General features: G+C 68.2%; 22 protein-coding genes. 9 read left to right on the top strand and 13 right to left on the bottom strand.

The genetic code is table 11. From position 1 onward, the window contains the following. Nucleotides 1–92 precede the first annotated feature (92 nt). Nucleotides 93–902, top strand: a complete 810-nt coding sequence (locus tag ACFYRH_RS02340; protein WP_387766789.1) for a TIGR03619 family F420-dependent LLM class oxidoreductase — start codon at nucleotides 93–95, stop codon at nucleotides 900–902. Nucleotides 903–904: 2 nt separating this feature from the next. Here ACFYRH_RS02340 and ACFYRH_RS02345 read toward each other — a convergent pair whose 3' ends face one another. The 8 genes from ACFYRH_RS02345 to ACFYRH_RS02380 all read right to left on the bottom strand — a co-directional run bounded on the left by ACFYRH_RS02345 (nucleotide 905) and on the right by ACFYRH_RS02380 (nucleotide 10,441). Beyond that, a complete protein-coding gene (locus ACFYRH_RS02345; protein WP_387766791.1) occupies nucleotides 905–1,381 on the bottom strand; it encodes an NUDIX domain-containing protein in 477 nt (158 codons plus the stop codon). Nucleotides 1,382–1,542: 161 nt separating this feature from the next. Further along, nucleotides 1,543–2,847: a cytochrome P450 gene (locus ACFYRH_RS02350; RefSeq protein WP_387771680.1), complete on the bottom strand. Its 1,305-nt coding sequence runs from the start codon at nucleotides 2,845–2,847 to the stop codon at nucleotides 1,543–1,545. 326 nt (nucleotides 2,848–3,173) lie between these two features. Beyond that, nucleotides 3,174–3,968, bottom strand: coding sequence for a DUF2785 domain-containing protein (locus ACFYRH_RS02355; protein WP_387766794.1), 795 nt, complete (start codon nucleotides 3,966–3,968; stop codon nucleotides 3,174–3,176). A 186-nt stretch (nucleotides 3,969–4,154) separates the two neighbouring features. After that, complete coding sequence (locus tag ACFYRH_RS02360; RefSeq protein WP_387766797.1) at nucleotides 4,155–4,904, bottom strand: hypothetical protein; 750 nt, start codon at nucleotides 4,902–4,904, stop codon at nucleotides 4,155–4,157. Between the two features lies 1 nt (nucleotide 4,905). Continuing rightward, nucleotides 4,906–5,898: an ABC transporter ATP-binding protein gene (locus ACFYRH_RS02365; RefSeq protein WP_387766800.1), complete on the bottom strand. Its 993-nt coding sequence runs from the start codon at nucleotides 5,896–5,898 to the stop codon at nucleotides 4,906–4,908. A gap of 302 nt (nucleotides 5,899–6,200) precedes the next feature. Further along, complete coding sequence (locus ACFYRH_RS02370; protein WP_387766802.1) at nucleotides 6,201–7,430, bottom strand: DUF4142 domain-containing protein; 1,230 nt, start codon at nucleotides 7,428–7,430, stop codon at nucleotides 6,201–6,203. A 139-nt stretch (nucleotides 7,431–7,569) separates the two neighbouring features. Further along, nucleotides 7,570–9,873 (bottom strand): sodium-translocating pyrophosphatase, encoded by a 2,304-nt coding sequence (locus ACFYRH_RS02375; RefSeq protein WP_387766805.1) that lies wholly within the window; start codon nucleotides 9,871–9,873, stop codon nucleotides 7,570–7,572. A gap of 238 nt (nucleotides 9,874–10,111) precedes the next feature. Further along, nucleotides 10,112–10,441 (bottom strand): STAS domain-containing protein, encoded by a 330-nt coding sequence (locus tag ACFYRH_RS02380; RefSeq protein WP_387771683.1) that lies wholly within the window; start codon nucleotides 10,439–10,441, stop codon nucleotides 10,112–10,114. Between the two features lie 189 nt (nucleotides 10,442–10,630). Between ACFYRH_RS02380 and ACFYRH_RS02385 the strand changes: the two genes are divergently transcribed. From ACFYRH_RS02385 to ACFYRH_RS02420, 8 genes are all read left to right on the top strand, one after another. Continuing rightward, the gene (locus ACFYRH_RS02385) at nucleotides 10,631–12,940 is read left to right on the top strand and encodes a DEAD/DEAH box helicase (protein ID WP_387766808.1); all 2,310 of its coding nucleotides are present in this window, start codon (nucleotides 10,631–10,633) and stop codon (nucleotides 12,938–12,940) included. 35 nt (nucleotides 12,941–12,975) lie between these two features. Further along, complete coding sequence (locus ACFYRH_RS02390) at nucleotides 12,976–13,353, top strand: hypothetical protein (RefSeq protein WP_387766811.1); 378 nt, start codon at nucleotides 12,976–12,978, stop codon at nucleotides 13,351–13,353. A 320-nt stretch (nucleotides 13,354–13,673) separates the two neighbouring features. After that, entirely contained in the window at nucleotides 13,674–14,441 is a 768-nt protein-coding gene (locus ACFYRH_RS02395) for a ricin-type beta-trefoil lectin domain protein (RefSeq protein ID WP_387766814.1), read from the top strand. A 587-nt stretch (nucleotides 14,442–15,028) separates the two neighbouring features. Next, a complete protein-coding gene (locus ACFYRH_RS02400) occupies nucleotides 15,029–16,459 on the top strand; it encodes an extracellular solute-binding protein (RefSeq protein ID WP_387766817.1) in 1,431 nt (476 codons plus the stop codon). After that, nucleotides 16,459–17,403, top strand: a complete 945-nt coding sequence (locus ACFYRH_RS02405; protein ID WP_387766820.1) for a carbohydrate ABC transporter permease — start codon at nucleotides 16,459–16,461, stop codon at nucleotides 17,401–17,403. The genes ACFYRH_RS02400 and ACFYRH_RS02405 overlap by 1 nt, the downstream gene beginning before the upstream one ends. After that, nucleotides 17,400–18,218, top strand: coding sequence for a carbohydrate ABC transporter permease (locus tag ACFYRH_RS02410; RefSeq protein ID WP_387766823.1), 819 nt, complete (start codon nucleotides 17,400–17,402; stop codon nucleotides 18,216–18,218). Before ACFYRH_RS02405 ends, ACFYRH_RS02410 begins: the two co-directional genes overlap by 4 nt. 61 nt (nucleotides 18,219–18,279) lie before the next feature. Then, nucleotides 18,280–19,401 (top strand): ABC transporter ATP-binding protein, encoded by a 1,122-nt coding sequence (locus tag ACFYRH_RS02415; RefSeq protein ID WP_387766826.1) that lies wholly within the window; start codon nucleotides 18,280–18,282, stop codon nucleotides 19,399–19,401. A gap of 31 nt (nucleotides 19,402–19,432) precedes the next feature. Then, nucleotides 19,433–20,680 (top strand): CehA/McbA family metallohydrolase, encoded by a 1,248-nt coding sequence (locus tag ACFYRH_RS02420; protein ID WP_387766829.1) that lies wholly within the window; start codon nucleotides 19,433–19,435, stop codon nucleotides 20,678–20,680. Nucleotides 20,681–21,307: 627 nt separating this feature from the next. Here ACFYRH_RS02420 and ACFYRH_RS02425 read toward each other — a convergent pair. The 5 genes from ACFYRH_RS02425 to ACFYRH_RS02445 form a co-directional block, all read right to left on the bottom strand. Beyond that, nucleotides 21,308–21,928 (bottom strand): response regulator, encoded by a 621-nt coding sequence (locus ACFYRH_RS02425; protein ID WP_387766832.1) that lies wholly within the window; start codon nucleotides 21,926–21,928, stop codon nucleotides 21,308–21,310. A 177-nt stretch (nucleotides 21,929–22,105) separates the two neighbouring features. Beyond that, nucleotides 22,106–22,603, bottom strand: coding sequence for a pilus assembly protein TadG-related protein (locus ACFYRH_RS02430; protein WP_387766834.1), 498 nt, complete (start codon nucleotides 22,601–22,603; stop codon nucleotides 22,106–22,108). Further along, nucleotides 22,600–22,932: a TadE family type IV pilus minor pilin gene (locus ACFYRH_RS02435; RefSeq protein ID WP_387766837.1), complete on the bottom strand. Its 333-nt coding sequence runs from the start codon at nucleotides 22,930–22,932 to the stop codon at nucleotides 22,600–22,602. Before ACFYRH_RS02435 ends, ACFYRH_RS02430 begins: the two co-directional genes overlap by 4 nt. Nucleotides 22,933–23,252: 320 nt before the next feature. Continuing rightward, nucleotides 23,253–23,750: a DUF4244 domain-containing protein gene (locus tag ACFYRH_RS02440; protein ID WP_387766840.1), complete on the bottom strand. Its 498-nt coding sequence runs from the start codon at nucleotides 23,748–23,750 to the stop codon at nucleotides 23,253–23,255. 105 nt (nucleotides 23,751–23,855) lie between these two features. Then, nucleotides 23,856–24,572 (bottom strand): type II secretion system F family protein, encoded by a 717-nt coding sequence (locus ACFYRH_RS02445; RefSeq protein WP_387766842.1) that lies wholly within the window; start codon nucleotides 24,570–24,572, stop codon nucleotides 23,856–23,858. Nucleotides 24,573–24,574: the final 2 nt, after the last annotated feature.

A 24,574-nucleotide genomic window follows, 5' to 3' on the forward strand; every position in this document is an offset into this window, starting at 1 on the left:
ACAAACGCACTACTAGAAGAACCATCAGTACCCGTAGTCACCACCGCAATCCGGTTGCGTTGACCCCAGGGGCAGGGTTCTACGGTTCGGGAATGAGATTCGCGGTGAGTTACAGCACGCCGGCGTACGGGATGGATCCGGAGCGGCTGGTGGGGTTCGCGCGGCGGGCCGAGGAGTGTGGGTTCGAGGGGTTGTACGTCCCGGAGCACGTGGTGCTCTCTCAGGGCGCGACGTTCGGTGGCGTGCAGATGCCGACCGATCTCGTGTACGGCGACCCGCTGGAGCTGCTGACGTTTGTCGCGGGGGCAACGGAGCGGCTGCTACTCGGGACTGCCGTGTTGCTGTTGCCGTATCACCACCCAGTGGTGCTGGCGAAACGGCTGGCGACCCTGGACGTGCTGTCGAAGGGTCGCCTGCGCCTGCTGACTGTGGGGCTGGGCAGCTTGCCCGGTGAAGCTCAGGCCGTCGGGGTGGACTACGCCTCGCGCGGACGGCGCGCGGACGAGGCGATCGACGTACTGCGGTTGCTGTGGTCAGGGGAGGACGTCAGCTACTCGGGCGAGTTCTTCGAGTTCGAGGGCTTGAGCAGCTTCCCGCATCCGTTGGCGCCGCTGCCGATCCATGTCGGCGGCTCGAGCCGGGCCGCCGCGCGCCGTGCCGGAGCGAGAGGCGACGGCTACTTCCCCGGCGGTGCGCTGACGCCCGACGAACGCGCCGCCCAGTGGGAATTGGTCCGTACGACCTCCGGGCGCGACGACCTCGAGTACACCCGCTGGGCCTCCATCGAGGTGACGCCGGACGCCGTCGCGGCGTACGAGGCGCAAGGCGTCACCCGCCTGGTCGTCACGACCCCGGACCTGGACGAACTGACCCACTTCGCCAAACGCTTCCAGCTGCCCTGACATCAGACCACGCGCTTGCCGTGCCCACACAGAACGACAACCCCTTCGCGGACGGCATCCACGGCTGCCGTGAGACGGTTCGCGAGGAGGGGCTTGCCGAGGGTGCGGGCCTGGTCGACGGTGTACAGGCCGGTCGACAAGATCTCGCCATCGGGGAACGTGAAGCCCGCGACGTCCGCCTCGGTCACCAGACCGCCGTCGAAGACGAAGACCATCGCGTCCGGGCGGCCGTCGTACGCGTGGACGTGGTCGACGACCAGCAGCCGCCCCACCGCCCGCTCGACGCCGAGCTCCTCCAGTAGTTCCCGAGCCGCCGCGTCCCACGGGGACTCGTCAGCTTCGACCACACCGCCCGGGATCTCCCAGTTCGGCTTGTACGACGGCTCGACCAGCACGACCCGCTCGTCCGCCGACCGGAACAGCACCCCGGCGGCCACCCGCTTCTTCGGTAACCGAGCGACGTACTCCGCGTCCACCACGCGCCACACCCTCCACCTGGTCCACCGATGCCAGGGAGGTAGACGCCGCAGCAGCCACCAGAGTTCGTGGCTGTAACCATCTACTGGGGGCCGTGCACAGGCAATAGCTTGTTCACGGCACCCGCAGCCCCGCCACGCCCACCGGAGTGGGCGTGGCGTCGTCAGCCGGCGGCTTGTTCGGGGGTGGTGGCGTGCAGGCGGACGGGCAGCGCCTCGACGCCGTACACGAGCGAGAAGTCGCGGAAGCGGAGCTGGGACTCGGGGACCGCCAGCGCGAGATCCGGGAAGCGGTTCGCCAGCGCGGTGAACGCCGCCCGCAACTCCATTCGCGCAAGCTCCGCGCCCACGCACCGGTGCATGCCGTGACCGAACGCGAGATGCGCGGCCGACACGGTACGGCGTGGGTAGAAGTCCTCGGCGTCATCGCCGAAGACCGCCTTGTCCCGGTCCGCACCGGACAGCGACACCGCGACCAGGTCGCCCTTCTTGACCTGGTGCCCGAACAGCTCCTGGTCGTGCCGCGCGAACCGCGGGAACGCGACCTGCACGACGGTCAGGTACCGCAGGAGTTCCTCGACGATCCCGTCCACGGCGCCCGGCTCGTTGCGGATCCGCTCGAAGTTCTCCGGGTCGCGCAGCAGCACCAGCGTGCCGAGCGCGAGCATGCTCGCCGACGTCTCGTACCCGCCCAGGAACACTCCGTCGGCGAGCCCACCGAGCTCGACGTCGTCGATCGCGTCGCCCTGATCGCGGATGATCGACCCGATCAGCCCGTCACCCGGGTTCGCACGCTGCTTCCGGACGATCTCGAAGAGGAACTCGCGCGACTCCGACGCCGACCCGAAGACCCCGATCCCGCCACCGGACAGGTCGAACCGCGCCGGACCGAGCGCGCGGAAACGATCCCGGTCCTGCTCCTCGACACCGAGCAGGTCGGCGATCAGCAGGAAGGGCACGTTGAAGGCGAAGTCGGAGACGATGTCGACGACCGAACCCTTCGCCTCCATCAGGTCCAGTTGATCGTTGACGATCTTCTCGATGGCCGGCTCGAGCCGCGCCAGCTTGCGCTTGGTGAACTCGGGCGTGAGCAGCTTCCGCAGCCGGGTGTGGTCCGGCGGGTCGGTGAACCCGAGGCCGCCGATACCTTCGGACGGCTTGTTCGGGTCGGAGCCGACCAGCGGCCGGATGTCGTTGCTGAAATTCGTGGTGTCGCTGAGCACGACCTTGGCCTCGGCGTGCCCGCTGACCATCCAGACATTCAGTCCGAACAGGTGCGCCAGTTTGTGGACCGGCTCGGTCTCCCGCACCTGCGCCAGCTCCGGCACCGGATCGAGGCCTTGCCGGCGTAGCGGCATCGAGACCGAGCTGGGGAACATCCGCATTTTCGACAGGTCGAGACCACCCCTGCGGGTGGTCCTACTGAGAATGCGGTTGCCGACCCATCTCTTCAGGTATGTCGCAACCATGACTTCCACGCGCCCTCTCTAGAACCCGCTGCCCCCAACGGCTGTGTAGCTCAAAGCTAACCTCGCCGGGGACCAGATCTGATGGTGTTGGCACTACTCCGGTAGTGGCGTTGGCACCACCATGGGAGGGGGCCATGGCGTACCAGCAGAGACCTTGTCACGGACGACGCCTCCACTGCCACCTGAAACCACCTGTACTCCGCCCTGGAACGCGACGTGCCGTTCCTCGGGGAGGATTCAGGGAAAGTCGAGACGAAAGTCGGATGCGCCGTCCCCCGCCGGGTCGTTGCCCCGGCGCCGTAGCAAACCCCCTCGTTTCGAGTGTGTCAGAGGTAGTACGGCGTGACGATGCGGAAAACGTCGGCCAGTTTTGTCTTGACCTGTTCGCGTCGCGGGACCGGTGTGAGTTTCTTCGCATCTCCCACGCGCACACCGTGATCGGCCAGCACGTACAGCACGCGCAGCGTGCGGATCGTGTTCGTGACCTCCGGAGTGATCCCTTCGACCGGCGGATTCGCCAACGCGCGCAGCGCCGGGTCCAGCCAGTCGACCGCGTCGGAGTCCGAGAGGTCGCCGCGGGTGAGCGTCACCGCCAGCGCGTACCCGAGCCGGTCGTCCTCCATGTCCCGCAGCACGTACGACGTCGGCGTCAGCAACCGCCCGATCCCGAGCCGCAGCATCTGCACCGGCTCGACCGCGGAGTGCAGCCCGAGGGTGCCGAGCAGGTCTGCCCCGTGCGCCACCGCGTGCAGCCAGCCGAGCTTCTCGTCGTACCCGCGGAGGTCCTCCTCGGCGACGTACCAGCGCTCGAACGGGGGCACCCAGCTGGGTTCGAAGACGCCGGCGGTGACGATCGCGTCCAGGATCAGCGGCGCGAACGTCCGGGCCTGGATCTCCGGGTCGCCGAACCGCGGGACCATCGCGTCGCCGAGCGCCCGCAGCTCGGCCGCGGACAGCACGCCGCGCCCGATCCAGGTGGCGAGGATCGAGTACGCCTGCCGGTCCCGGACGACGGGATCCGGCGATCGCAGCATGCCCGCCAGCTCGGTCACCAGCTCCGCCGGTGAACGGCCCTCAGGAACCGCGTAGCCCGTGTCCCGCACCTGCGCCCAGTCGGTCATGCGCGGCACCGTAGACCCTGGTTCCCGCCGCCCGCCACCCCCGGTCCAGCAAAGAGCACGGCCCGTGGTTCATCCGGTCTCCCAGATCAACCACGGGCCGTCGCGACCAGGACCCCTCAGCCCGGCCGGGCTCGCGCCCCGGTCAGGGCCCCTCAACCTCCGACCGGGGTGGTCCAATCATCATCGTCAGGCGTCGCGCTTACTCGCCGAGACCAGGGCGATCGCCATCAGCGCGGCCGCCCAGCCGGCGAAGTACAGCAGCGCCCACCACGGACCCATCGCGTACTGCGAGTCGCCCTGCGGACCGTTGACGCCGAAGTCCTGCCCCTGGTTCAGGAACGACGCCGCGTTCTGGAACGGCGACCAGCGGGACATGTCGTCGCCGACCTTGGGGATCAGGTTGAACAGGTTCTCCACCAGCAGCGGCCAGAGGATCAGGATCGCGATCGCACCGGCGCTCTGCCGGATCAGGATGCCGATCGCCACCGCGATCACCGCGGACAGCGCGAACACCAGGCCCTGGCCGGCCAGCAGCCGCCACTCCGCCCCGGTGTTGATCGACAGGTCCGCACCCTTGGCGAAGATGTTGCCGATGCCCCAGGCACCGAACGACGCGACCAGGCCGACCAGCGCGGACAGCGCGGCGACGACGGCGGTCTTGCCGAGCAGCAGCGCGGCGCGCTGCGGGACGGCCTGGAAGCTGGTCCGGATGGTGCCGAAGCGGTACTCCGTGGTGACCGCGAGGGCCGCCATCACCATCATCACCATCTGGCTGAGCTGGGCCCCGCCCTGCGTCAGACCGATCGTCACCGTGCCCTGCGTGAAGCCGGCGGCCAGCGCGGCCAGACCGAGGGTCAGCACCGCGGCGACCACCATGCACCACCACGGCGAGCGGGTGGAGAAGAGCTTGATCCGCTCGACAGTGATTACCGACATCTCAGTTGTCCTCCTTCGGACCCGCGGCCACCTCGGTGCCGGAAGGGGCGGCGAGCTCGGCGATCGCGGCCGCCTCGTCGTGCGCGTGGTACTGGACCGAGTCACCGGTCATCTGCATGAACGCCTGCTCCAGCGAGCCGCGCTGCAGGGTCAGCTCGTGCAGCACGATGCCGTGCGCGGCGGCCGCCTCGCCGACCTGGTCGGTGCTCAGGTCGCCCTCGACGAACAGCACCTTGCCCTGGTTCTCGACGTCCTCGATCCGGGTCACGAGCTGCTGCTGGTGCAGGACGCTCGCGAGCTGGTCCAGCTGCGGGGTCCGCACCTTCACCGTCGTCCCGCTGGCGCGGTCGACGAACTCCTGCGTGGTGCTCTGGGCGATCAGCTTGCCGCGGCCGATGACGACCAGTTCCTCGGCGGTGAGCGCCATCTCGGACAGCAGGTGGCTGGAGACCAGCACCGTGCGGCCCTCGTCGGCCAGCTTGTGCATGAAGGTCCGGATCCAGACGATGCCCTCCGGGTCGAGCCCGTTCACCGGCTCGTCGAAGAGCAGCACCTCCGGGTCGCCGAGCAAGGCGCCGGCGATGCCGAGCCGCTGCGACATACCCAGCGAGAAGGCACCGGCGCGCTTGCCGGCCACCGACGAGAGGCCGACCATGTCGAGGGCCTTGTCGACCGATGACTTCGGCAACTTGTTGGACGCGGCCATCCAGGTCAGATGGGCACGCGCCGAACGGTTCGGGTGCACCCACTTGGCGTCCAGCAGCGCGCCGACCTTGGTCAACGGCCGCTTCAGGTCGCGGTACCGCTGGCCGTCGATCGTGACTTCGCCGGACGTCGGGGTGTCGAGTCCGAGGATCATCCGCATCGTGGTCGACTTGCCGGCCCCGTTCGGGCCGAGGAAGCCGGTCACCTTGCCGGGTTTCACCTCGAAAGACAGGTTGTCAACGGCAACTGTCGCGCCGTATCGCTTGGTGAGGCCTTTTGCCTCGATCATCGCCGTACTCCTCGTTCGGTGGCGTGAAGTCGTTCCCCAGTCGGGCGGGCTGTGTCGTGTATGACATCAAGTATCGAGGCCGAGGCGGTGCAGATCATCGGACCCCGGGCGGATCCGGTGTGTCCACCCGTGGGTTGATTCTGCCGTCCGCCCGGCGCCGGCTGCTATCGGTTAAAGCCCTGACCACGACCCCGACGATCCCCCATCTCGCGAGTGAGCACATCCGCCGAAAGTCGACACCCTGCTGAACTTCGGTCGCATCGATGGAAGTGACTACCAGGTTTAACGCGAAAGCAGCAAAGTCAGTCCAGCGGGACGCCGTACAGCACCAGGTTCTGGCTGTAGCGGTGCGCCTTGCGGTCGTACGAGCCGGTGCAGGTCACCAGCGCCAACCGGGGCTTCGCCGCGCCGTGGAACAGATCAGAAGGCAGCGCCTCCTGCCGGTAGGTCCGGCGAGCCACGATGCGGTACCAATGCACGTCGCCGTCCCCTGCTGTCACCGCCACCTTCGCGCCGACCGGCACCTCGGACAGCGCCGCGAACACCCCACGCCCCCTGGTGGTGTCCACATGACCAGCGAGCAGCACGGTGCCGCCTGCCGAGCCCGGCGCTGCGCCGGCCGCCCACCAGCCGACGTCGGCCTTCGTCGTGGGTACCTGCAGCTGCCCGTCGGGCGCCGTCGCAACCGGTGTCACCTGCGCATCGAGGAAGCCTGGCAACGCCAGCCGGACCGGCGGAACGGCCGCCTCCCGATCCGCCGCCGGCCCGCCGGCCTCTGGGACCTTCCCGGAATCACCGTGCAGCCCGCTGAATGTCAGGAGCAGCGCAAGTCCGACCGCTCCGGCCCCGAGCAACCGCCGCCGTACCGGAGCCTTCTTGCCGACGAGCAGCAGCAGTACGCCGATCCCCAGGAGCACCAACGCCACTCGCGTGCGAACCTGCGCAGCCGCGGCTACCTGGCCACCATCGCCAGTCGGCACCACGGGAGTGGTGGCGCCAGGGCGACAGGGCGTTGCCAGCATGCGCTGATGCATCGCGAGGACGGGCTTGGCGCCGTTCGCCAACGACTCGACAGCGGGTGAGGCGGATTTCGGCAACTCACCGTTCACCAATGCGAGGTACTGCTGGTGCGCCTTCTCCTGCAGGGCAACCCACGGAGCGTCGTACCCGGAGGTGCCTGCTTTGGCGGCGAGAGCTTCGAGTTGCTGACGCTGCGCCTGCGACGGGATCGATACCAGCCCGATGCCGAACCTGGTGGCGACGTCGATCTCCTGCGCGGCCAGCGTGCGGTGTTGCCGTTCGATCTGGGCGGCGGTGCTTCGCACGCACGAGCTCCGGCCCTGCGTCGTCGCCGCGTGGGCCGCCTGGATGATCGTCAGGTTGAGCTGGTGCGCGGCAGTCAGATACGCGACGTCCGGCTGCGGCGGCTGCGCGTTCGCGGACTGCGTCGTACCCAGCACAGCCAGGACGGCGACCAGCAGGAGTGCCGCCGTACGGGAAAGTGTCGAGCCTGTGTCATGCCGTCGAGGCACTCGCCACCTCCCCACGCGGAGCGCCAGTCCGTGTCTCGACAGTAAAGGGGCGTGCTGGCCGGGGTCCAGCCGTCAGTGGCCCCCAGGACGCGGAACGGCCCGCCGGAGAACCGGCGGGCCGTTGCGTCGCTTGCCTGCGTCAGGCGGCTGCCTTCGCCTCCGCCGGGGTGTCGGCGATGACCGACTCACGGCGCTTGGAGACGATCACGGCGGCGGCCAGGATGACCACCGCGACGACCGCGATGATGATCCGCAGCGTGGTGTTGGTGTCGTTGCCGATCGCCGACATGCCGACGACCGCCGGCGCGATCAGCACCGAGACCAGGTTCATCACCTTGATCAGCGGGTTGATGGCCGGGCCCGCGGTGTCCTTGAACGGGTCACCGACGGTGTCACCGATGACGGTGGCCTCGTGCGCGGGCGAACCCTTGCCACCGTGGTTGCCGTCCTCGACCAGCTTCTTGGCGTTGTCCCAGGCACCACCGGAGTTGGCCAGGAAGACCGCCATCAGCGTGCCGGAACCGATCGCACCGGCCAGGTAGCCGGCCAGCGCCGAGGCGCCCAGGCCGAAGCCGACGGCGATCGGCGCGGTCAGCGCGAGCAGACCCGGGGTGGCCAGCTCCCGCAGCGAGTCGCGGGTGCAGATGTCCACGACCTTGCCGTACTCCGGCTTGCCCGTGCCCTCCATGATCCCCGGGATGTCGCGGAACTGGCGCCGTACCTCGTAGACGACCGCACCGGCGGCGCGGCCGACCGCGTTGATGGCCAGACCCGAGAACATGAACACGACCGCGGCACCGAGGATCAGGCCGACCAGCGTGCCCGGGTTGAACACCAGGGCGTCCGCCTCGAACTTCGAGTAGCTGTCGCCCAGCGCGGACCGGATCGCGTCGGTGTAGGAACCGAACAGCGCGGTCGCGGCCAGTACGGCGGTCGCGATCGCGATGCCCTTGGTGATCGCCTTGGTGGTGTTGCCGACGGCGTCCAGCTCGGTGAGGATCTGGGCCGCCTCGCCGTCCACGTCACCGGACATCTCGGCGATGCCCTGCGCGTTGTCGGAGACCGGGCCGAAGGTGTCCATGGCGACGATGACGCCGACGGTGGTCAGCAGACCACAACCGGCCAGCGCGATCGCGAACAGCGCGACGACGCCGGAGCCACCGACCAGGAAGGCGCCGTACACGGCCGCCGCGATCACCACTGCGGTGTAGACGGCGGACTCGAAGCCGACCGAGATACCGGACAGGATGACGGTCGCGGCACCGGTCAGCGAGGACTTGCCGACGTCCTTGACCGGCTTGTCCTCGGTGCCGGTGAAGTAACCGGTCAGCGCCAGGATGATCGCCGCCAGCACGATGCCGATGATCACCGAGACGGTCGCGATCAGCCGCGGGTCGCCGTCGTGCGCGGCGATCGCCTCGGTCGCGCCGGTCAGCTCCTTGAAGCTGCTCGGCAGGTACACGAACGCCGCCACCGCGCAGAGCACGCCGGAGATGATCGCGGAGATGTAGAAGGCGCGGTTGATGGTCCGCAGGCCGTTCTCGCCGGTGCGCGGGCGGGTCAGGAAGACGCCGACGACCGCGGTGAGCGCGCCGATGGCCGGCACGATCAGCGGGAAGATCAGGCCCTGCTCGCCGAACGCGGCCTTGCCCAGGATCAGCGAGGCCACCAGCATCACGGCGTACGACTCGAACAGGTCGGCCGCCATCCCGGCGCAGTCGCCGACGTTGTCACCGACGTTGTCGGCGATGGTCGCGGCGTTCCGCGGGTCGTCCTCGGGGATGTTCTGCTCGACCTTGCCAACCAGGTCCGCGCCGACGTCGGCGGCCTTGGTGAAGATACCGCCGCCGACGCGCATGAACATCGCCAGCATCGCGGCGCCGAAACCGAAGCCCTCGAGCACCGTCGGGGCGTCGCCCTTGAACAGCAGCACGACCAGCGCGGCACCGAACAGACCGAAGCCCACGGTCGCCATGCCGACGGTGCCACCGGTGCGGAACGCGACCCGCATCGCCGGGTTGCGGCCCTCGTCCCGGGCGGCCGCGGCGACCCGGACGTTGGCGCGCGTCGCGAGCCACATGCCCAGGTAGCCGATCGCGGCCGAGAAGCCCGCTCCGACCAGGAAGAAGACCGACCGGAAGATCTTCAGCGTGGTCTCGTTACCACCGTCGGTGTGCGCCGGCAGCAGGAACAACAGCAGAAACGCGACCACGGCGAAGACCGACAGCGTCCGGAACTGCCGGTTCAGGTACGCCGAGGCGCCTTCCTGGACCGCAGCGGCGATCGTCTTCATGTTCTCGGTGCCATCGTTCGCGGCAAGCACCTGGCCCCGGAAGACCATCGCAATGGCAACCGCGAGGATCGCGATCACCCCGACGACGATCACCAGTGTGGTGTTGCTCGACGAAAGATCCACCGCTTGTGGCACAAGCCGTGCGGACATCCGTCCTCCTTGTAGGCAACCCATCCAGGCTTGACGGCCCCCGTCTGCCGCAACCGAAGGGTTGGGGAAATACGACACAGCGCCAGCGGTCTGGCGCGGTGGGCTACTTTAACGGGTTCCCGACCAGACCTGACGACAGGGTGGTCTACGCCATACCGGGTCGGCAGGGCAAGTCCTGTGCCGGAACCTGAGCGGGATGATCACCCTTCGTAGTGGTGCGGACACCATTTCACTTCGGTCAGATCGCCGACGCGACGTCCGGATGGATGTCGAAGACCTTGGTCAGGCCGGTGATCCGGAAGATCTTCAGCAGCCGTTCCTGGGTGCAGACCAGGGACAGGGATCCGTCGTGGGTGCGCACCCGTTTCAGTCCGCCGACGAGAACGCCGAGACCGGTGGAGTCCAGGAACTCCACGCGTTCCAGGTCGATGACGAGGTCGTACTGCCCTTCGTCGACGAGCGTGGCGATCTTCTCGCGGAGCTTCGGTGCGGTGTAGACGTCGATCTCCCCCGCCACCTCGATGACGGTGCGCCCGCCCTCGGCGCGCGCGGTCAGCGACAGATCCACTTCGGCCTCCGATCCCGTGAACTGCTGCATTCAACCATGTACGGACCGTGAGAAGACCCGTTGCAGAAAACTCTTTCATCTCGTCCGACCGAAGTCGATTCCCCTCCGGAAAAAGCGCGTGCATCCGCCCGTGCATTCTCAGCTGGTCCTCAGTCAGGAGCTGTCCGTGGCGAAGACTAGGCTCGCGGTATGCGTGCGGGTGGTGAGGCGGCGGCGGTGCTGAAACGGCTGGCCGCGGGCCGCGACGACCGGCTGACGCACGTCGAGTCGGTGCCACCCCGGCCGGGACAGACGTCCGACTGGCCGCGGTGGGTCCCGGCCGAGGTGCTCGGTCAGCTGAGCGACTGCGGCATCATCGCGCCCTGGACCCACCAGGTCGCGACCGCCGAAGCGGCGTACGCCGGGAAGCACGTCGTGGTCGCGACCGGGACGGCCTCGGGCAAGTCTCTCGGGTACCTACTACCCGCCTTCGCCACGTTGAGCATCGCGCAGGCCGCCTCGCCACACCGCCGGACGGCCTCGGTGCTGTACCTGTCGCCGACCAAGGCGCTGGCGCACGACCAGCTGCGCGCCGTGTCGTCGTACACCGTGCCCGGTCTGCGCGCGACGACCCTGGACGGGGACTCCGAGCGCACCGAGCGCGACTGGGCCCGCGACCACGCGACGTACGTGCTGAGCAACCCCGACATGTTGCACCGGTCGGTGCTGCCCAATCACCAGCGCTGGGCGCGTTTCCTGGGCTGCCTGCAGTACGTAGTGGTCGACGAGTGTCATCACTACCGCGGCGTCTTCGGTGCGCACGTGGCCGGCGTACTGCGACGGCTCCGTCGGGTGTGTGCCCAGTACGGCGCCCATCCGATCTTCATCTGCGCTTCGGCGACCGTGTCCGAGCCGGCGACGTCCGGGGAACGCCTGACCGGTCTACCGATGGTGGAGGTCGTCGAGGACGGCTCGCCGCGTGGCGGCGTCGCTTTCGGGCTCTGGGAGCCGCCGCTGACCTCCCTGCACGGCGAGAACGGCGCACCGGTACGGCGCTCCGCCACGGCCGAGGTCGCGGACCTGTTGAGCGATCTCGTGGTCACCGGCGTCCGGACCGTCGCGTTCGTGAGATCGCGGCGCGGGGCCGAGTCGGTCGCCATGACAGCCCGGGAGAACCTGGCGGAGGTCGACCCGTCGCTGATGGACCAGGTGTCGGCGTACCGGGCCGGCTATCTGCCGGAGGAGCGTCGTCGACTCGAGGGGATGCTGCAGAGCGGCGAGCTGACCGGCGTCGCGGCGACCAATGCTCTGGAGCTGGGCATCGACATCGCGGGGCTGGACGCCGTGCTGCTGTCTGGCTGGCCTGGCACGCGCGCATCGCTCTGGCAGCAGGCCGGGCGCGCCGGTCGCGCGGGCGGGGACGCGCTGGCCTTGCTGATCGCTCGAGACGACCCACTGGACACCTATCTGGTCCGGCACCCCACGGCGATCTTCGGACGGCCGGTCGAGGCAACGGTGTTCAACCCGGAGAACCCGTACGTCCTCGGACCGCAGCTGTGCGCTGCCGCGCAGGAGTTGCCGCTGACCACGGACGACTTCGAGATCTTCGGCAGTAGTACTGAGACGGTGATCGCCCAGCTCGTCCGGCAGGGGCTGCTGCGCGAGCGGCCGCACGGGTGGTTCTGGACACGGCGGGAGCGGGCTGTCGACGCCATCGACATCCGGTCGGCCGGTGGCAAGACGGTGCAGATCGTCGAGGACCGGACCGGTCGGCTGCTCGGCACGGTCGACGGCGGCTCGGCCCATGCCTCGGTCCACGAGGGCGCTGTCTACGTCCACGCGGGTGAGTCCTATCTGGTGCGTTCGCTGGACCTGGAGGAGCAGGCCGCGGTCGTCGAGCCGGCCTCGCCGGACTACACGACGTTCGCGCGGGACGTGACCGAGATCAGCATCCTGGCGACCGAGGAGACCTGCGCCTGGGGTACGGCGGAGCTCTCGCGCGGCTGGGTCCAGGTGACCAGCCAAGTCATCTCGTACCAGCGCAAGCTGATCGCGACCGGCGACGTACTCGACGAACAACCCCTGGACCTGCCGGTGCGCACTCTGCAGACCAAGGCCGTCTGGTGGACGATGCCCGACACCGTCGTCGCCGGGCTCGGGCTGGAAGACATCCCGGGAGCGGCGCACGCGGCCGAGCACGCGTCGATCGGCCTGCTCCCACTGTTCGCCACCTGCGACCGCTGGGACATCGGCGGCGTCTCCACCGCCCGGCACGCCGACACCGGCTGCCTCACCGTCTTCGTGTACGACGGCCACCCGGGTGGCGCGGGCTTCGCCGAACACGGGTACGCCGCGGCGCGCGAGTGGTTGACGGCGACACGCGAGGCGATTGCACACTGTGATTGCACGGATGGATGCCCTTCGTGCGTACAGTCGCCCAAGTGTGGGAACCAGAACAACCCACTCGACAAGAGCGGCGCGGTGACGCTGCTCTCCGCACTCCTGAGCAGTGAGGCCTGAAGGGCCGGCGTAGGCCGGCAGAAAGGCAGCTCGCCATGGCCGTCCTCGGAATCGTCCTGATCGCCCTCGCCGTACTGTTCGGACTCGGCGTCTCGGTGTCCTCGACCGCCTCCACCAAGCTGGAGGTGTTCGGCGTCGACTTCGGCGTCTCGGTGCCGACCGTCTACTTCCTCGGCGCCGTCACCGGTGCGGCCCTGGTCGCCGGCCTGTGGTTGCTGAAGAAGGGTCTCGGCCGCACGCTGCGCCGCCGTAAGGAGATGCGCGAGCTCCGCGCCCAGGTCACTCAGAGTGACAGCACTCCGGAGCTGTCCACGGAGCGCGACGAGACCCTTGTCGACGACGCCCCGGCGACCGAGGAGCCCGTCGCACGGCACTCCGCCGCCGACCCCACGGAGCACCGGCAGCCGCACTGACAACTCCGTTGCCTCCAGCACCAACCATCGCGGAGAACTACCGGAATCCCAGCGGATCACCGTAAGATCTCGAACAGTTCACAGCGATCGAACGGCGACCTCGCAGCCTGATGTCGATGCCCTGTGCAACGACATCAGATTGGCAGTTAGTTGCCATTGGCATCAAGTTTCGCGAAATCGGCATAACCTCACCGGACACTCCTGTGCCTTACTGGTTGTGGCGTCAACGTCGCGCTGCGTCACTGCCGGTTCACCGGCTCGCGCCACGGGGTCCCGACGACCTGACGCCTACTGCGATGGCACGACCTCTGGAGGTTGTCTTGATCATCCGAAAACTGTTCAGCCGCACCGGCGTGGTGGTGCTCGCGGTCAGCGTCGCGCTCGCCACCGCCGTACCGGCACAGGCCGCGAACCCGGCCTCCGGTGGCCCGAAGACACCAGGCGTCACGGTCGGCGTGGCACAGCAGATCGCCACTCGCTCCGACACCCGCTACTGCCTGACCTTCGTGGCGGCCGACAAGGTCCCGATGGCGGTCATGATGGCGTGCGCCCCGGGCAAGGAGGGCAAGACCCAGGAGTGGATCTACACCGAGTCCGGCCAGCTGCAGGTCGCGATGAGCAAGAGCGTCGGTGGCGCCCTTGCGACGACCGGAGCCTGCCTGGACAGCGGAGCGGACCTGGCCAAGGTGCCGGCCTCCGCACCACTGCTGGTGCTGCCCTGCCGTAACGGCGACGGGCAGAAGTGGAACTACGACGAGGGCAGCGGCACGTTCGTGAACGCGGCCAGTGGCCTCGCCCTGACGTCGCTGCTTGGCAAGGGGAAGGCCAAGCAAGCGCAACCGACCGGCAGCATGAGCGCAGCCGGCACGCCGATCCAGGCGTGGGCCGGACTGCCGGTACCGAGCCTGGACATCCTGGGCGCCGTTCTGGCGCTCGTGAACGCGCTGCTGGCATCGCTGGGCCTGGCCCTGCCGTTGCCGATCGCGGGTGCGGCAGCGAGCCTGCTGACGCTACTGCGGCCGCAGGTGCCGATCCCGGCCCAGATGTCGGTGCTGCCGAAGCAGATGATGCAGCTGGCCCAGAGCTAGCCGGGAAGGATTCGTACCGGACACTACCGAGAAGAGGACGGCCGGCCCCGACATCGTCGGGGCCGGCCGTTTTCGCTCCTTCGGATCGACACGTTCTGATTCGGTTGTCTCTGGTGAATCGAACGACGGTCGCTCGGTGCTCGGGGATGAGTCCCGGGATGCCCCGCTGCTTGCGCGTCAGCGGGAGCCGGGCAGCGTCGTCACCTCGCGGCCGTCAGGTCCGCAGCCGTCACCAGGCGGCCACGCTCACCACCAACACCAGCAGTCGAGCAGGTCGTCGAGAAGGCAAGCAACTCCGTGGAGCAGTCTCATGTCTGTCACCTCCGATCCACTGAACCGAACGGCAAGACAGTAGCTCCCCCGGTCACCCTCTGTATCTACTCAATCACCTGTTGCCACAGAACCTTGAGCATTCTTTAACTCTTCCGCAATGCATCCCGTGGGATCCCGGCTTGACAGTCCGCGGTTGGTTGCCTGCAGCACCTGATAACGTTCACTCAGGGTTGGGAAAAAGTCTTCACATAGTCGCCCGGGAATGCCAATCTTTGACCGGCACTGTCGCTGGACCACTTTCGCTAGGAGCCCTGATGCGATCTCTCTCGCGGTTGACCACCGCCGGCGTGCTCGGCGCCGCAGCCCTCGCCCTGCTCACCGGATGCCTCGGCTCGTCCGGGTCCGGCGACAGCGGCGGCCAGGACGCGAACCGCAACGCCGACGCCAAGCAGGTCGAGCTGACCATCGGCTCGAACTCGGTCAAGGGCGGTAAGAGCAGCGCCGGCGCGACCTTCATCTCCGACGTACTGATCCCGAAGTTCGTCGCCGAGCAGAAGGGCAAGGGCGTCGACGTCACCGTCAAGTTCCAGGGCGACGGCTCCGACGACGAGGTCTACAAGCAGAAACTGTCCCTCGACCTGTCGAACAAGTCCGGACCGGACCTGTTCCAGATCGACGGCATCTGGGTCGGCGAGTTCGCCCAGGCCGGCTACATCAAGCCGCTCACCGACACCGTCGGCGACGCCGGCAAGGTGAACGACTGGGACGGCTGGAAACAGATCCCGGAGTCGGTCCAGGCCCTCGGCAGCTTCGACGGCAAGCGGTACGGCGTGCCCGGCGGCACCGATGGCCGCGTGCTGTACTTCAACAAGAAGCTGTTCCAGCAGGCCGGCCTGCCCGCCGATTGGCAGCCGAAGTCCTGGGACGACATCATCACCGCAGGTCAGGCGCTGGAGAAGATCTCCGGCGTCACCCCGATCCAGATCAACGCCGGTACGGCGATGGGCGAGGCGACCTCCATGCAGGGCGTGCTGCCGCTGCTCGTCGGCACCGGCGCGACCGTGAACTCCGACGGCAAGTGGCTTGGCGACACCCCGAAGCTGCGCCAGGTGCTGGACTTCTACCACAAGATCTACAGCACCGGTCTCGGTGACCCGGTGCTGCAGCGCGAGGCCAAGGGCCGGGACAAGTCCTTCGCCGAGTTCGCCGCGAACAAGATCGGCATTCTGCTCGAGGGCGACTACTTCTGGCGCAGCGTGGTGGAGCCCAAGGCGGGCGTGGCCAAGATGGCCGACCGCGACTCCGCCGTCGGCTACGCGCTGATCCCGGCCGCCCGGCCGGGCGCCGGCGTCAAGGGCCAGGACTTCGTCTCGATGTCGGGTGGCGGTGCGACCGTGATCAACCCGAACACCAAGTTCCCGCAGCAGGCCTGGGAACTGCTGCAGTTCATGAACTCCGCGGAGATGGTCAAGGCGTCCCTCGACGGCGCGGCCAAGATCACCCAGCGCAACGACGTCAACAGCGAGGTCCTCGCGAGTGACCCGATGCTGAGCTTCGTGGCCGAGAAGGTCCTCCCGATCACGCAGTTCCGTCCGGGGCTGGCGGAGTACCCGAAGGTCTCGGCCGCGCTGCAGCAGGCGACGGCCGACGTCGTCGGCGGCAAGTCGACGGACGCGGCCGCTCGGGCCTACCAGAAGGCCGTCGAGACGGCGGCCGGCGGCAAGGACAAGGTCGCCGGCAACTGATGACTTCCGCTTCCGCACCTCCGGCGCCCGCCGAGCCGGCGCCGGGACGTGGATCGGCCGGCCCCCGAGGACCCGCGCGCGACGTCGCGGGGCTCGGGGTCGGCCGGGCGCTCGGTTTCCTCGCGCCCGCGCTGCTGCTGATCGGCGCGTTCCTGATCTTCCCCGCGCTCTGGACCATCTACATCGGCGTCACCAACTATCGGCTCACCGGCGTCGAGGCCGTCTCGCCCTCGATCGTGGGGCTGTCGAACTACACGAAGGCGCTGAACGACGCGCTCTTCCACAACGCGTTGTGGCTGACGTTGGTGTTCGTTCTCGGCTCGGCGATCATCGGCCAGAACGTCCTCGGCTTCACGCTGGCGTGGGTGATGCGGCGTGCACGGCCGGCGGTCCGGCGTACCGTCGAGGCGTTCGTGCTGCTCGCGTGGATCCTGCCGTCGACCGTGGTCGCATACCTGTGGGTCGCGTTCTTCGACCGCGACGGCGGCACGCTCAATAGTCTCCTAGGTACTCCGGGGACCGCCTGGCTGATCGACTACCCGATGGCCTGTCTCGTGGTGTTCAACACCTGGCGCGGTACGGCGTTCTCGATGATGCTCTACTCGTCCGCGCTGCAGGCGGTGCCACCGTCGCAACTCGAGTCGGCGCGGATGGTCGGCGCGTCGGGCTGGCAGACGCTGCGGGACGTGGTGTTCCCGCACATCCGCGGCCACGTGCTGACGAACACGCTGCTGATCTCGCTGTGGACGGCGAACGACTTCTCGCCGTTCCTGCTCACCAAGGGCGGGCCGAACCACGAGTCCGAGACCGTGCCGGTCTACATCTACAACGTGGCGCTGCAGGGCGGTGAGCTCGGGTACTCGTCGGCGATCTCGTTCCTGCTGCTGATCGCGAACCTGCTGGTCTCGCTGCTCTACCTGCGGTTGCTCCGGAGGCGGTCATGACGTCCTTTGTGCTGCGCCGCATCGGGTTCTACGTGCTGATCTGCGCGATCACGCTGTTCTTCGCCGTACCGATGTTGTGGATCGCTTCGGCGCCTTTCGACAGCAATCCCGGCCTCGGGGTGCGCTGGCCGGACTGGACGCTGGAGAACGTCCGGAAGACTCTGGACCATCCGTATGCGATGCATTCGATGGTCAACTCGCTGCTGATCTGCGTGACGACCGCTGTCGCCGTGACTGCGTTCGCAGCGCTGGCGTCGTACGCGTTGTCGCGGGTCCGCCTCCCGGGGCGGGACGCGCTGCTGTACGGGTTGCTGCTGCTGTCCTCGGTGGTGACCGGGACCGCGGCGATGGTGCCGATCTTCGTGATGATGTTCCAGCTCGGGCTGATCGACTCGCGGTTCGGCGTCGCGCTGGTGATGACCGGCGGTTTGTTGCCGGCGGCGATCTTCATCCTGAAGGACTTCGTCGACGCGGTGCCGAAGTCGTACGAGGAGTCGGCGCGGGTCTTCGGCGCGTCCACGGGCCAGATCCTGCGGGACGTCGTACTCCCGGTCGCTCGTCCCGGACTGGCGACGATCATGGTCTGGGCGTTCGTGAACTCCTGGGGCAACTTCCTGGTGCCCTTCCTGCTCATCCGGTCGATCGACAAGCAACCCGGTGCGGTGCTGATGCAGACCCTCACCGACGAGGGCGGCAGCGTGAACCTGCAGGTGCTGCCGGTGTTCTCGCTGTTGTTCTCGATCCCGGTCGTCGTGCTGTACCTGTTGGTGAACTCGCGGTACGGGTTCCGCTTCCACGGAGGGATCAAGAGCTGATGTCTGTCCACGAAAGGATCGGTTTGATGGCGGGCATCTTCCACGAAGGGACCACGGTCTGATGGCGGGCATCGACATCGAGGGCCTCGCGACCGTCTACCCGAACGGCGTCCGCGCTGTCGACGGGCTGGACCTGCACGTGGCCGACGGCGAGTTCTTCGCGCTGCTCGGCCCGTCGGGCTGTGGCAAGACCACGCTGCTGCGGACGATCGCCGGCCTGGAGTCCGCGACCGAGGGCACCGTCCGCATCGACGGCGCCGACGTCACCCGGACCGAACCGGGCAAGCGCGGCGTCGCGATGGTCTTCCAGGACTACGCGCTCTTCCCCCACATGAACGTCTCCGAGAACATCACCTACCCCCTGAAGGTACGCCGAGTTGCCGCGACCACCCGTGCCGCGACAGCTGAGCGCACCGCCGGCGAGCTGTCGCTGCAGGGTCTCCTGGAGCGGAAGCCCGGTCAGCTGTCCGGCGGTCAGCAGCAGCGCGTCGCGCTGGCCCGGGCGATTGCCTCCGAGGGCAAGGTGCTGCTCCTCGACGAGCCGCTGTCGAACCTCGACGCCCGGCTCCGCCTCGAGGCCCGGACGTTCCTGAAGAAGCTCCAGCGCGACCTCGGCATCACCACGGTCTTCGTCACCCACGACCAGGCGGAAGCGCTGGCGCTGGCCGACCGCATCGCGGTCATGGAGTCGGGCAAGCTCCGCCAGCTCGGTTCACCGCGCGAGGTCTTCGCCCGCCCGGCGAACACCTTCGTGGCCAACTTCATCGGTTCCACCCCGATGAACTTGCTGCCCGGGAAGGTCGTCGCTTCGTCCTCGGACCACTCGGACGCGACGCAGGGAGCAGTCTCGGTCGCCGGCGGCTCGTTGCCTGCAACCACGTTCTCGGTGCCGGTCGACGCCGAGGTCACGGTCGGCATCCGGCCGGAGTACCTCACGCTGGCCGCCGGCGACGTCACCGGCCCGGTCCTCCGGGGCACGGTCGTGGTCGCCGAGAACCTCGGCACCCAGTCGCTCGTCACCGTCGAGTGCGACGACACCTTGGTCGGTGTGACCGTCCCCGAGGAAACCGAACCGTCTCCGGGCTCCACGGTCGTTCTCACTGCGCCTGCGTCCCGGGTCCTCCTCTACGACCGGGACTCTGGCGAGCTCCTCGCCCGTCAGCCGGCCGCCGTCGCATCATGACCATTGCCCTTGCGAACTGGGATCTCGTCTGATGGCTGTCACCTCCTACCGCCGGCGCTGGACACTCGATGACCGCGCCGAATCGGTCTGGCACTCGCTTCCGGTGGACATCCCCGCCGACTGCCCCGGCCTCCTGGTCACGCTGACCGTCCCGGCAGTCGAAGGCGCGGTCATCGACATCGGCTGCGAGGGCGCGGCCGGCTGGCGCGGCTGGTCGGGCGGCGCCCGTCGTACCTTCGCCATCACTCCCGAGGCAGCCACTCCCGGCTATCTCGCCGGCGAGCTCGAGCCGGGCACGTGGTGGGTCGTGCTCGGCCTCCACCGGGTGCCCGTCGAAGGCGTAGAACTCCTCGTCGAAGCGGTCACCGGTCCCGTCGACACCATCCCCGGCCTGACCGAGTACGCCGACGCTTCCGCGGCAATCGCAGTACCCTCGCGACCTCCTCGGCGTACCCTTCCGGCTTCGTCCGGACTCAAGTGGATCGCGGGCGACTTCCACGCGCACTCGTTGCACTCCGACGGGTCCACACCGATCGCCAACCTCGCGGCGCTCGCGGTGTCAGCCGGGCTCGACGTACTGGCCGTCACCGACCACAACACGGTCGCCCATCACTCGGAACTCCCTTCCGTCGGTAGTCGCTTCGGCATCGGCCTCATCCCTGGCCAGGAAGTCACAACGGACACCGGGCACGCCAACGCGTTCGGCGACATCGGGTTCATCGACTTCCGTCGGCCCGCCGCGACGTGGGTCTCGGAGGTCGCCCGCCGCGGCGGTCTGCTGTCCATCAACCATCCGCTCGGCGGCGACTGCTCCTGGCGCCACCCGCTCCCCGAGCATCCGCCACTCGCGGAGATCTGGCATTCCTCCTGGCTGGATCACACGTGGGGTGGGCCGATCGCCTGGTGGCGGGCCTGGGGCCTCGAAGGCACCATCCCGATCGGTGGCAGCGACTGGCACAACCCCACGTCGATCGGCACGCCAGGCACTCCTACCACGTGGATCGCCGTCGACGCCTCCGCCGAAGGCCCCGACGAACTCGCCGCGGCCACCTTGGAAGGCTTAGCCGCCGGCCGGACCGCCCTCTCCTGGTCCTACACCGCCCCCGTCCTGGTCCGAGCCGACGACGAACTCATCGCCCTGGACGCCCCCAACACCCTCGTCATCTCCCCCGACGGCACCCGCCACCCCGTCAATTCCCCCGAAGCCCACCTCCCCGCCACTCCAGGCCCCCACCTCCTCCTAACCCACACCGGCGCCTTCCTAGCCACCTGCACCTAACCCCACCGCCCGCTCCAAGCCCACCCCACGCCGGCAGCCACCCACCCGCGCCCCGCCGCACGCCGACATCCGCCTACCCGCATGCCGCGCCATGCAGCCGCGAGTACTTGGCGATTCTGACCGCGGTTCAGCTGTGCGGTTGCTGGGGTAGTTCGTCCAACTGGTCCAGAAGCCAGCCCGGCCCCGTGAACGCAGCGCCGGCTGCTGCTATTCGTTGCCGGAGCCCCCGATCCGCGGTGACCACGGTGACCGCGGAACCCTGCGCCTGCGCAACAACCTCCGCCGTCACCCGCACGATCGTGTCATCACCAGACCCCGGCGCCAGTACCACTCGAACCCGCCCAGTATCAGGCGCATCCACCCCAGAAACCGCCCGACAAGCAGCACCCTCCAACACCACGATCAGGTCGGTGTCCACCAACCGCTCCTGCAACACCGCCAACCGCTCAAGCAGCCGCCGAGCAGCGCCGACCCGATCCCGCCACCACCCGTCCGGCCGCGACCCCACCACGTTCGCGGCGTCAACGACAACAACCTTCCGCCCACCATCCACAACCCCAGTCTGCCTCCGCCAAGTCGCAGCCGCCGCCCAAACCTCCGCGGACCCGGGGCGAATCGCCTGACGGGTCAGTCGAGGAGCCAGCCGTTCTGTTCGGCTACGTGGACCGCGTCGGAGCGGGTACGGGCGCCTGTCTTGCCGATAGCCGACCACAGCCGCGTACGCACGACCCGCTCGGAAACCTGAAGCTTCTGCGCCATCAACGCCACCGAACCGCCCTCCCGCGCCGCGCGCAGCGTGTCAGTCTCGTCTTCATTGAGCGGAGTCTCGGAGTACTTCAGCGTTTCCGCGGCGAGGTTCGCGTCAACGACCCGGAGCCCGAGGTGCACCCGTCGTACCGCGTCCGCGAGCTGCGGCGCCGGACTGCCCTTCAACGCGAACCCCTTGGCCCCTGCATCGAGCCCGCGACGGAGATGCACCGGCCGCCCGTACGTCGTCAGCATGACTACACGGCACTCGGGCATCGACGTACGCAGCTTGGTGGTCACCGTGATGCTGTTCTGCGCCGGCCCCGCCGCGTCGAGCAGCGCGACGTTCGCCCGGTGCCGCTTCGCCGCGCCAACGACGTCGTCGGTTCGGTTGAGCTCGGCAACGATCTCCAGATCGCGCTCGCGTTCCAGACCGCTCCGGAGCAAACCTCGGCTGAGGATCTGGTCGTCGACCAGCAACAGCCGAATCGGGTCGGGCACAGCGAGCCTCCGAGGTAACCGTCCGGGCGCCGGGGAAGTACGTCCGGGAAGATGAGCAGTACTCGGGTCCCGATTTTGAAGGGCCCGCCAGGACATCGTCCACATCAACGCGGCATCTCTACCAGATTGCGACCAGATCGCGATCACACCAGAGCCGACCCCGATTTTCCTGCCCAATCAGGCAGGCCCAGCCCGAGCGGCCGCGGTCAGCACCGGGTGGACGACACGCAGATCCAGTTCAACCGAAACCTCGACCATCACAGCCGCCGACGTGACGTCGCAGGCACGCAGCCGCACCCCATTGAGCGCCGCCGTACGAGCCGCTATCACGCAAGCCCGATCCACTGACGCCGCAGGCAACAGTCGCCCAGAGCTGTCGTTCTTCAGCGAATGTACGCCGAACACACTGCCCACCTCTCTCACCTGAAGAACCTCACCGGTTGATCGAGTCGAGGCCGCGGACGGGGCTGCGGATTGTGGCTCGGCCGTGCCTGGGACTGGGCTGGTGGTTAGGGACTGGGCGGCACTTAGCGCGGTCAGGTCTGCTGCGGCGGCGAGTTTGTGGCGGGCCGTTGAGATGGCGGACCAGAGGGTCGCGGCTGCTAGGGCGGTGAGGAGGAGCGTGGCGGCAATGAGGGCGTGGATGGTGGCGCTACCTCGTTCGGATCGGGTCATGAGGTCTCCGGTTCGGCCTGAAGGGTGGCGGTTGCAGCGATGCGGGTGGGAGTGAGAAAGGTGAGGAGTGGCGGTTTGTGAGCGGGAGTAGCTGTGACGGTTACGTGGATGTCCGAGGCCTGACGGGTGATGGTGACCGTCCCGGTGGGGATGGCTCGGCGGCCGATAGCTTCGGCCTGATCTGGCGACTCACCACGAGCGACTGCGCGTGCAACGTCCCGGGCGGCGTCGATGCACTGGATGTTGAGTACGACGAGTCCGATCGCCCAGATGCCCAACAGAAGAAGGGCAACCAGCACCGGAAGCACAATCGCCATTTCCGCGACCACAGCACCACGCTGAGGCCGGTCCACCCCACGAGCGCGCCCTGACCACCTCGGCCGGTGTGGGCGGTCGAAAAGCTCCGCACGGAGCAGCATTCGGACCGGCCCACGCCTGCGAGTCAACCGACGTGCGCCGGCAGACCGACATTCCCCGGCGACCCGCGTACTCCGGCGAGTCGACGTGGCCGGGTGGAGTGGTGCGCTGTGGGCTGTCGGCGTGGTCGGGCCGGGATGTTGCGCGTGGGTGTTGTGGTGGAGGGGCATCTGGGGTCCTTGGGGTGGCGACCGGCCGGGGAGGGGAGGCCGGCCGGTCGCCTGACTAGGGGTTAGAGGTGGACGCCTTCTACGCCGGCGAGCTTCAGGGCGTAGTTGATGAGGGCTTTGAGCGCGTTCATCATCACGGGGGATTTGAGAAGTGCGACCAGGACACCTCCGAGGCCACAGGCGGCGACGATGGTGATCGCGTACTCGGCGGTTGCCGCGCCTCGTTCTGTGCGTGCACGTAGGTGACGGAAGGCACTCCTGCGGAGGCGTCGGACCGAGCGGGAACTGTGGCAACTGGCGACGGGGAGTTCGCCTGGCTTGGGGAGCGGCATGCTGAGTGACTCGGCGAGCCGCAGACTGAACGGCTCGGCGGGGCGGCGGTTCGCCGGTTCGGCGACGAGCGGGGTGGACGACTTCGTTGGGTGGGTGTTCGGAACGCTGGTGGGATGTTGGCTCAGTGGGTTCGCGGGATACGGGGTGGGCGGTTCGGTGGGAGTCGAGGTGGGCTGGTTGCTGGTGGGGGTGGGAGGGGTGTTGGGAAGGGTTGTCGGGGTGCGCATTGTGTGCTCCTTGGTGGGTGCGGGGGCGGCGGGTTTGGGGGCTTGATTGGAGGATGCCGTTGTTGGGAGGGCTTATTTACAAGGAGTTTGAGGGTGTGGACAGCGCTAGGGGTGGAGGAGGTTGGGGATTAGGGAGTCGGCGATGGTGGGGACTATGGAGAGGAGGACGAAGGCTGGGAGGAAGCAGAGGCCGAGGGGTAGGGCGGCTCGGGATTCCGCGGAGCGGGCTTGTTGGTCGGCGGTGTGGTGGTGGGTGCGGCGGGTTTCGTCGGAGAGGTGTTCGAGGGTCTTGGAGAGTGGGGCGCCGGAGCGGAGAGAACGGGTGATTGCTCGGGCCATGGGGGCGCAGGAAGGTTCGGTGTGGAGGTGCGACCAGGCGGTCATGGGGTCTGCGCCTAGTGCGAGGTGGTGGGCGATCTTGGCGAAGACGTCGGCGAGTGGGCCGGGGAGGGCTTCGGCTACGAGGGTGAGGGCGTGTTGGGGTGGGCGGCCGGCTCGGAGGCAGGCGGTGAGGAGGTCGATGGCCAGCGGGAGGTCGCGGGCTAGTTGGGCGTTGCGTTGTTTGGTGGTGGCTGGTTCTAGGCGGGCTAGCGCTTTGGGGATGGCGTAGTACGCGATGGCGGCCGGGATGACGCCCCAGGGGAGGCCGATGATGAGGAGGGTGGCCAGGGCGGCGACAGTGCTGGCTAGGCGTGTTGCACGCGGGATTTGAGGGCGTTTTCGTGGCTTGGGTGGGGTCAGGCGGCGAAGGCTTTGGCGTGGCGGGATGAGTAGGTAGGTGCTGAGGGCAACCGATATGGCGGCGGGTGCGGCTGGCGGCATAC

The sequence above is a fragment of the Kribbella sp. NPDC004875 genome (assembly GCF_042873375.1).
In the GTDB taxonomy this organism is placed as follows: domain Bacteria; phylum Actinomycetota; class Actinomycetes; order Propionibacteriales; family Kribbellaceae; genus Kribbella.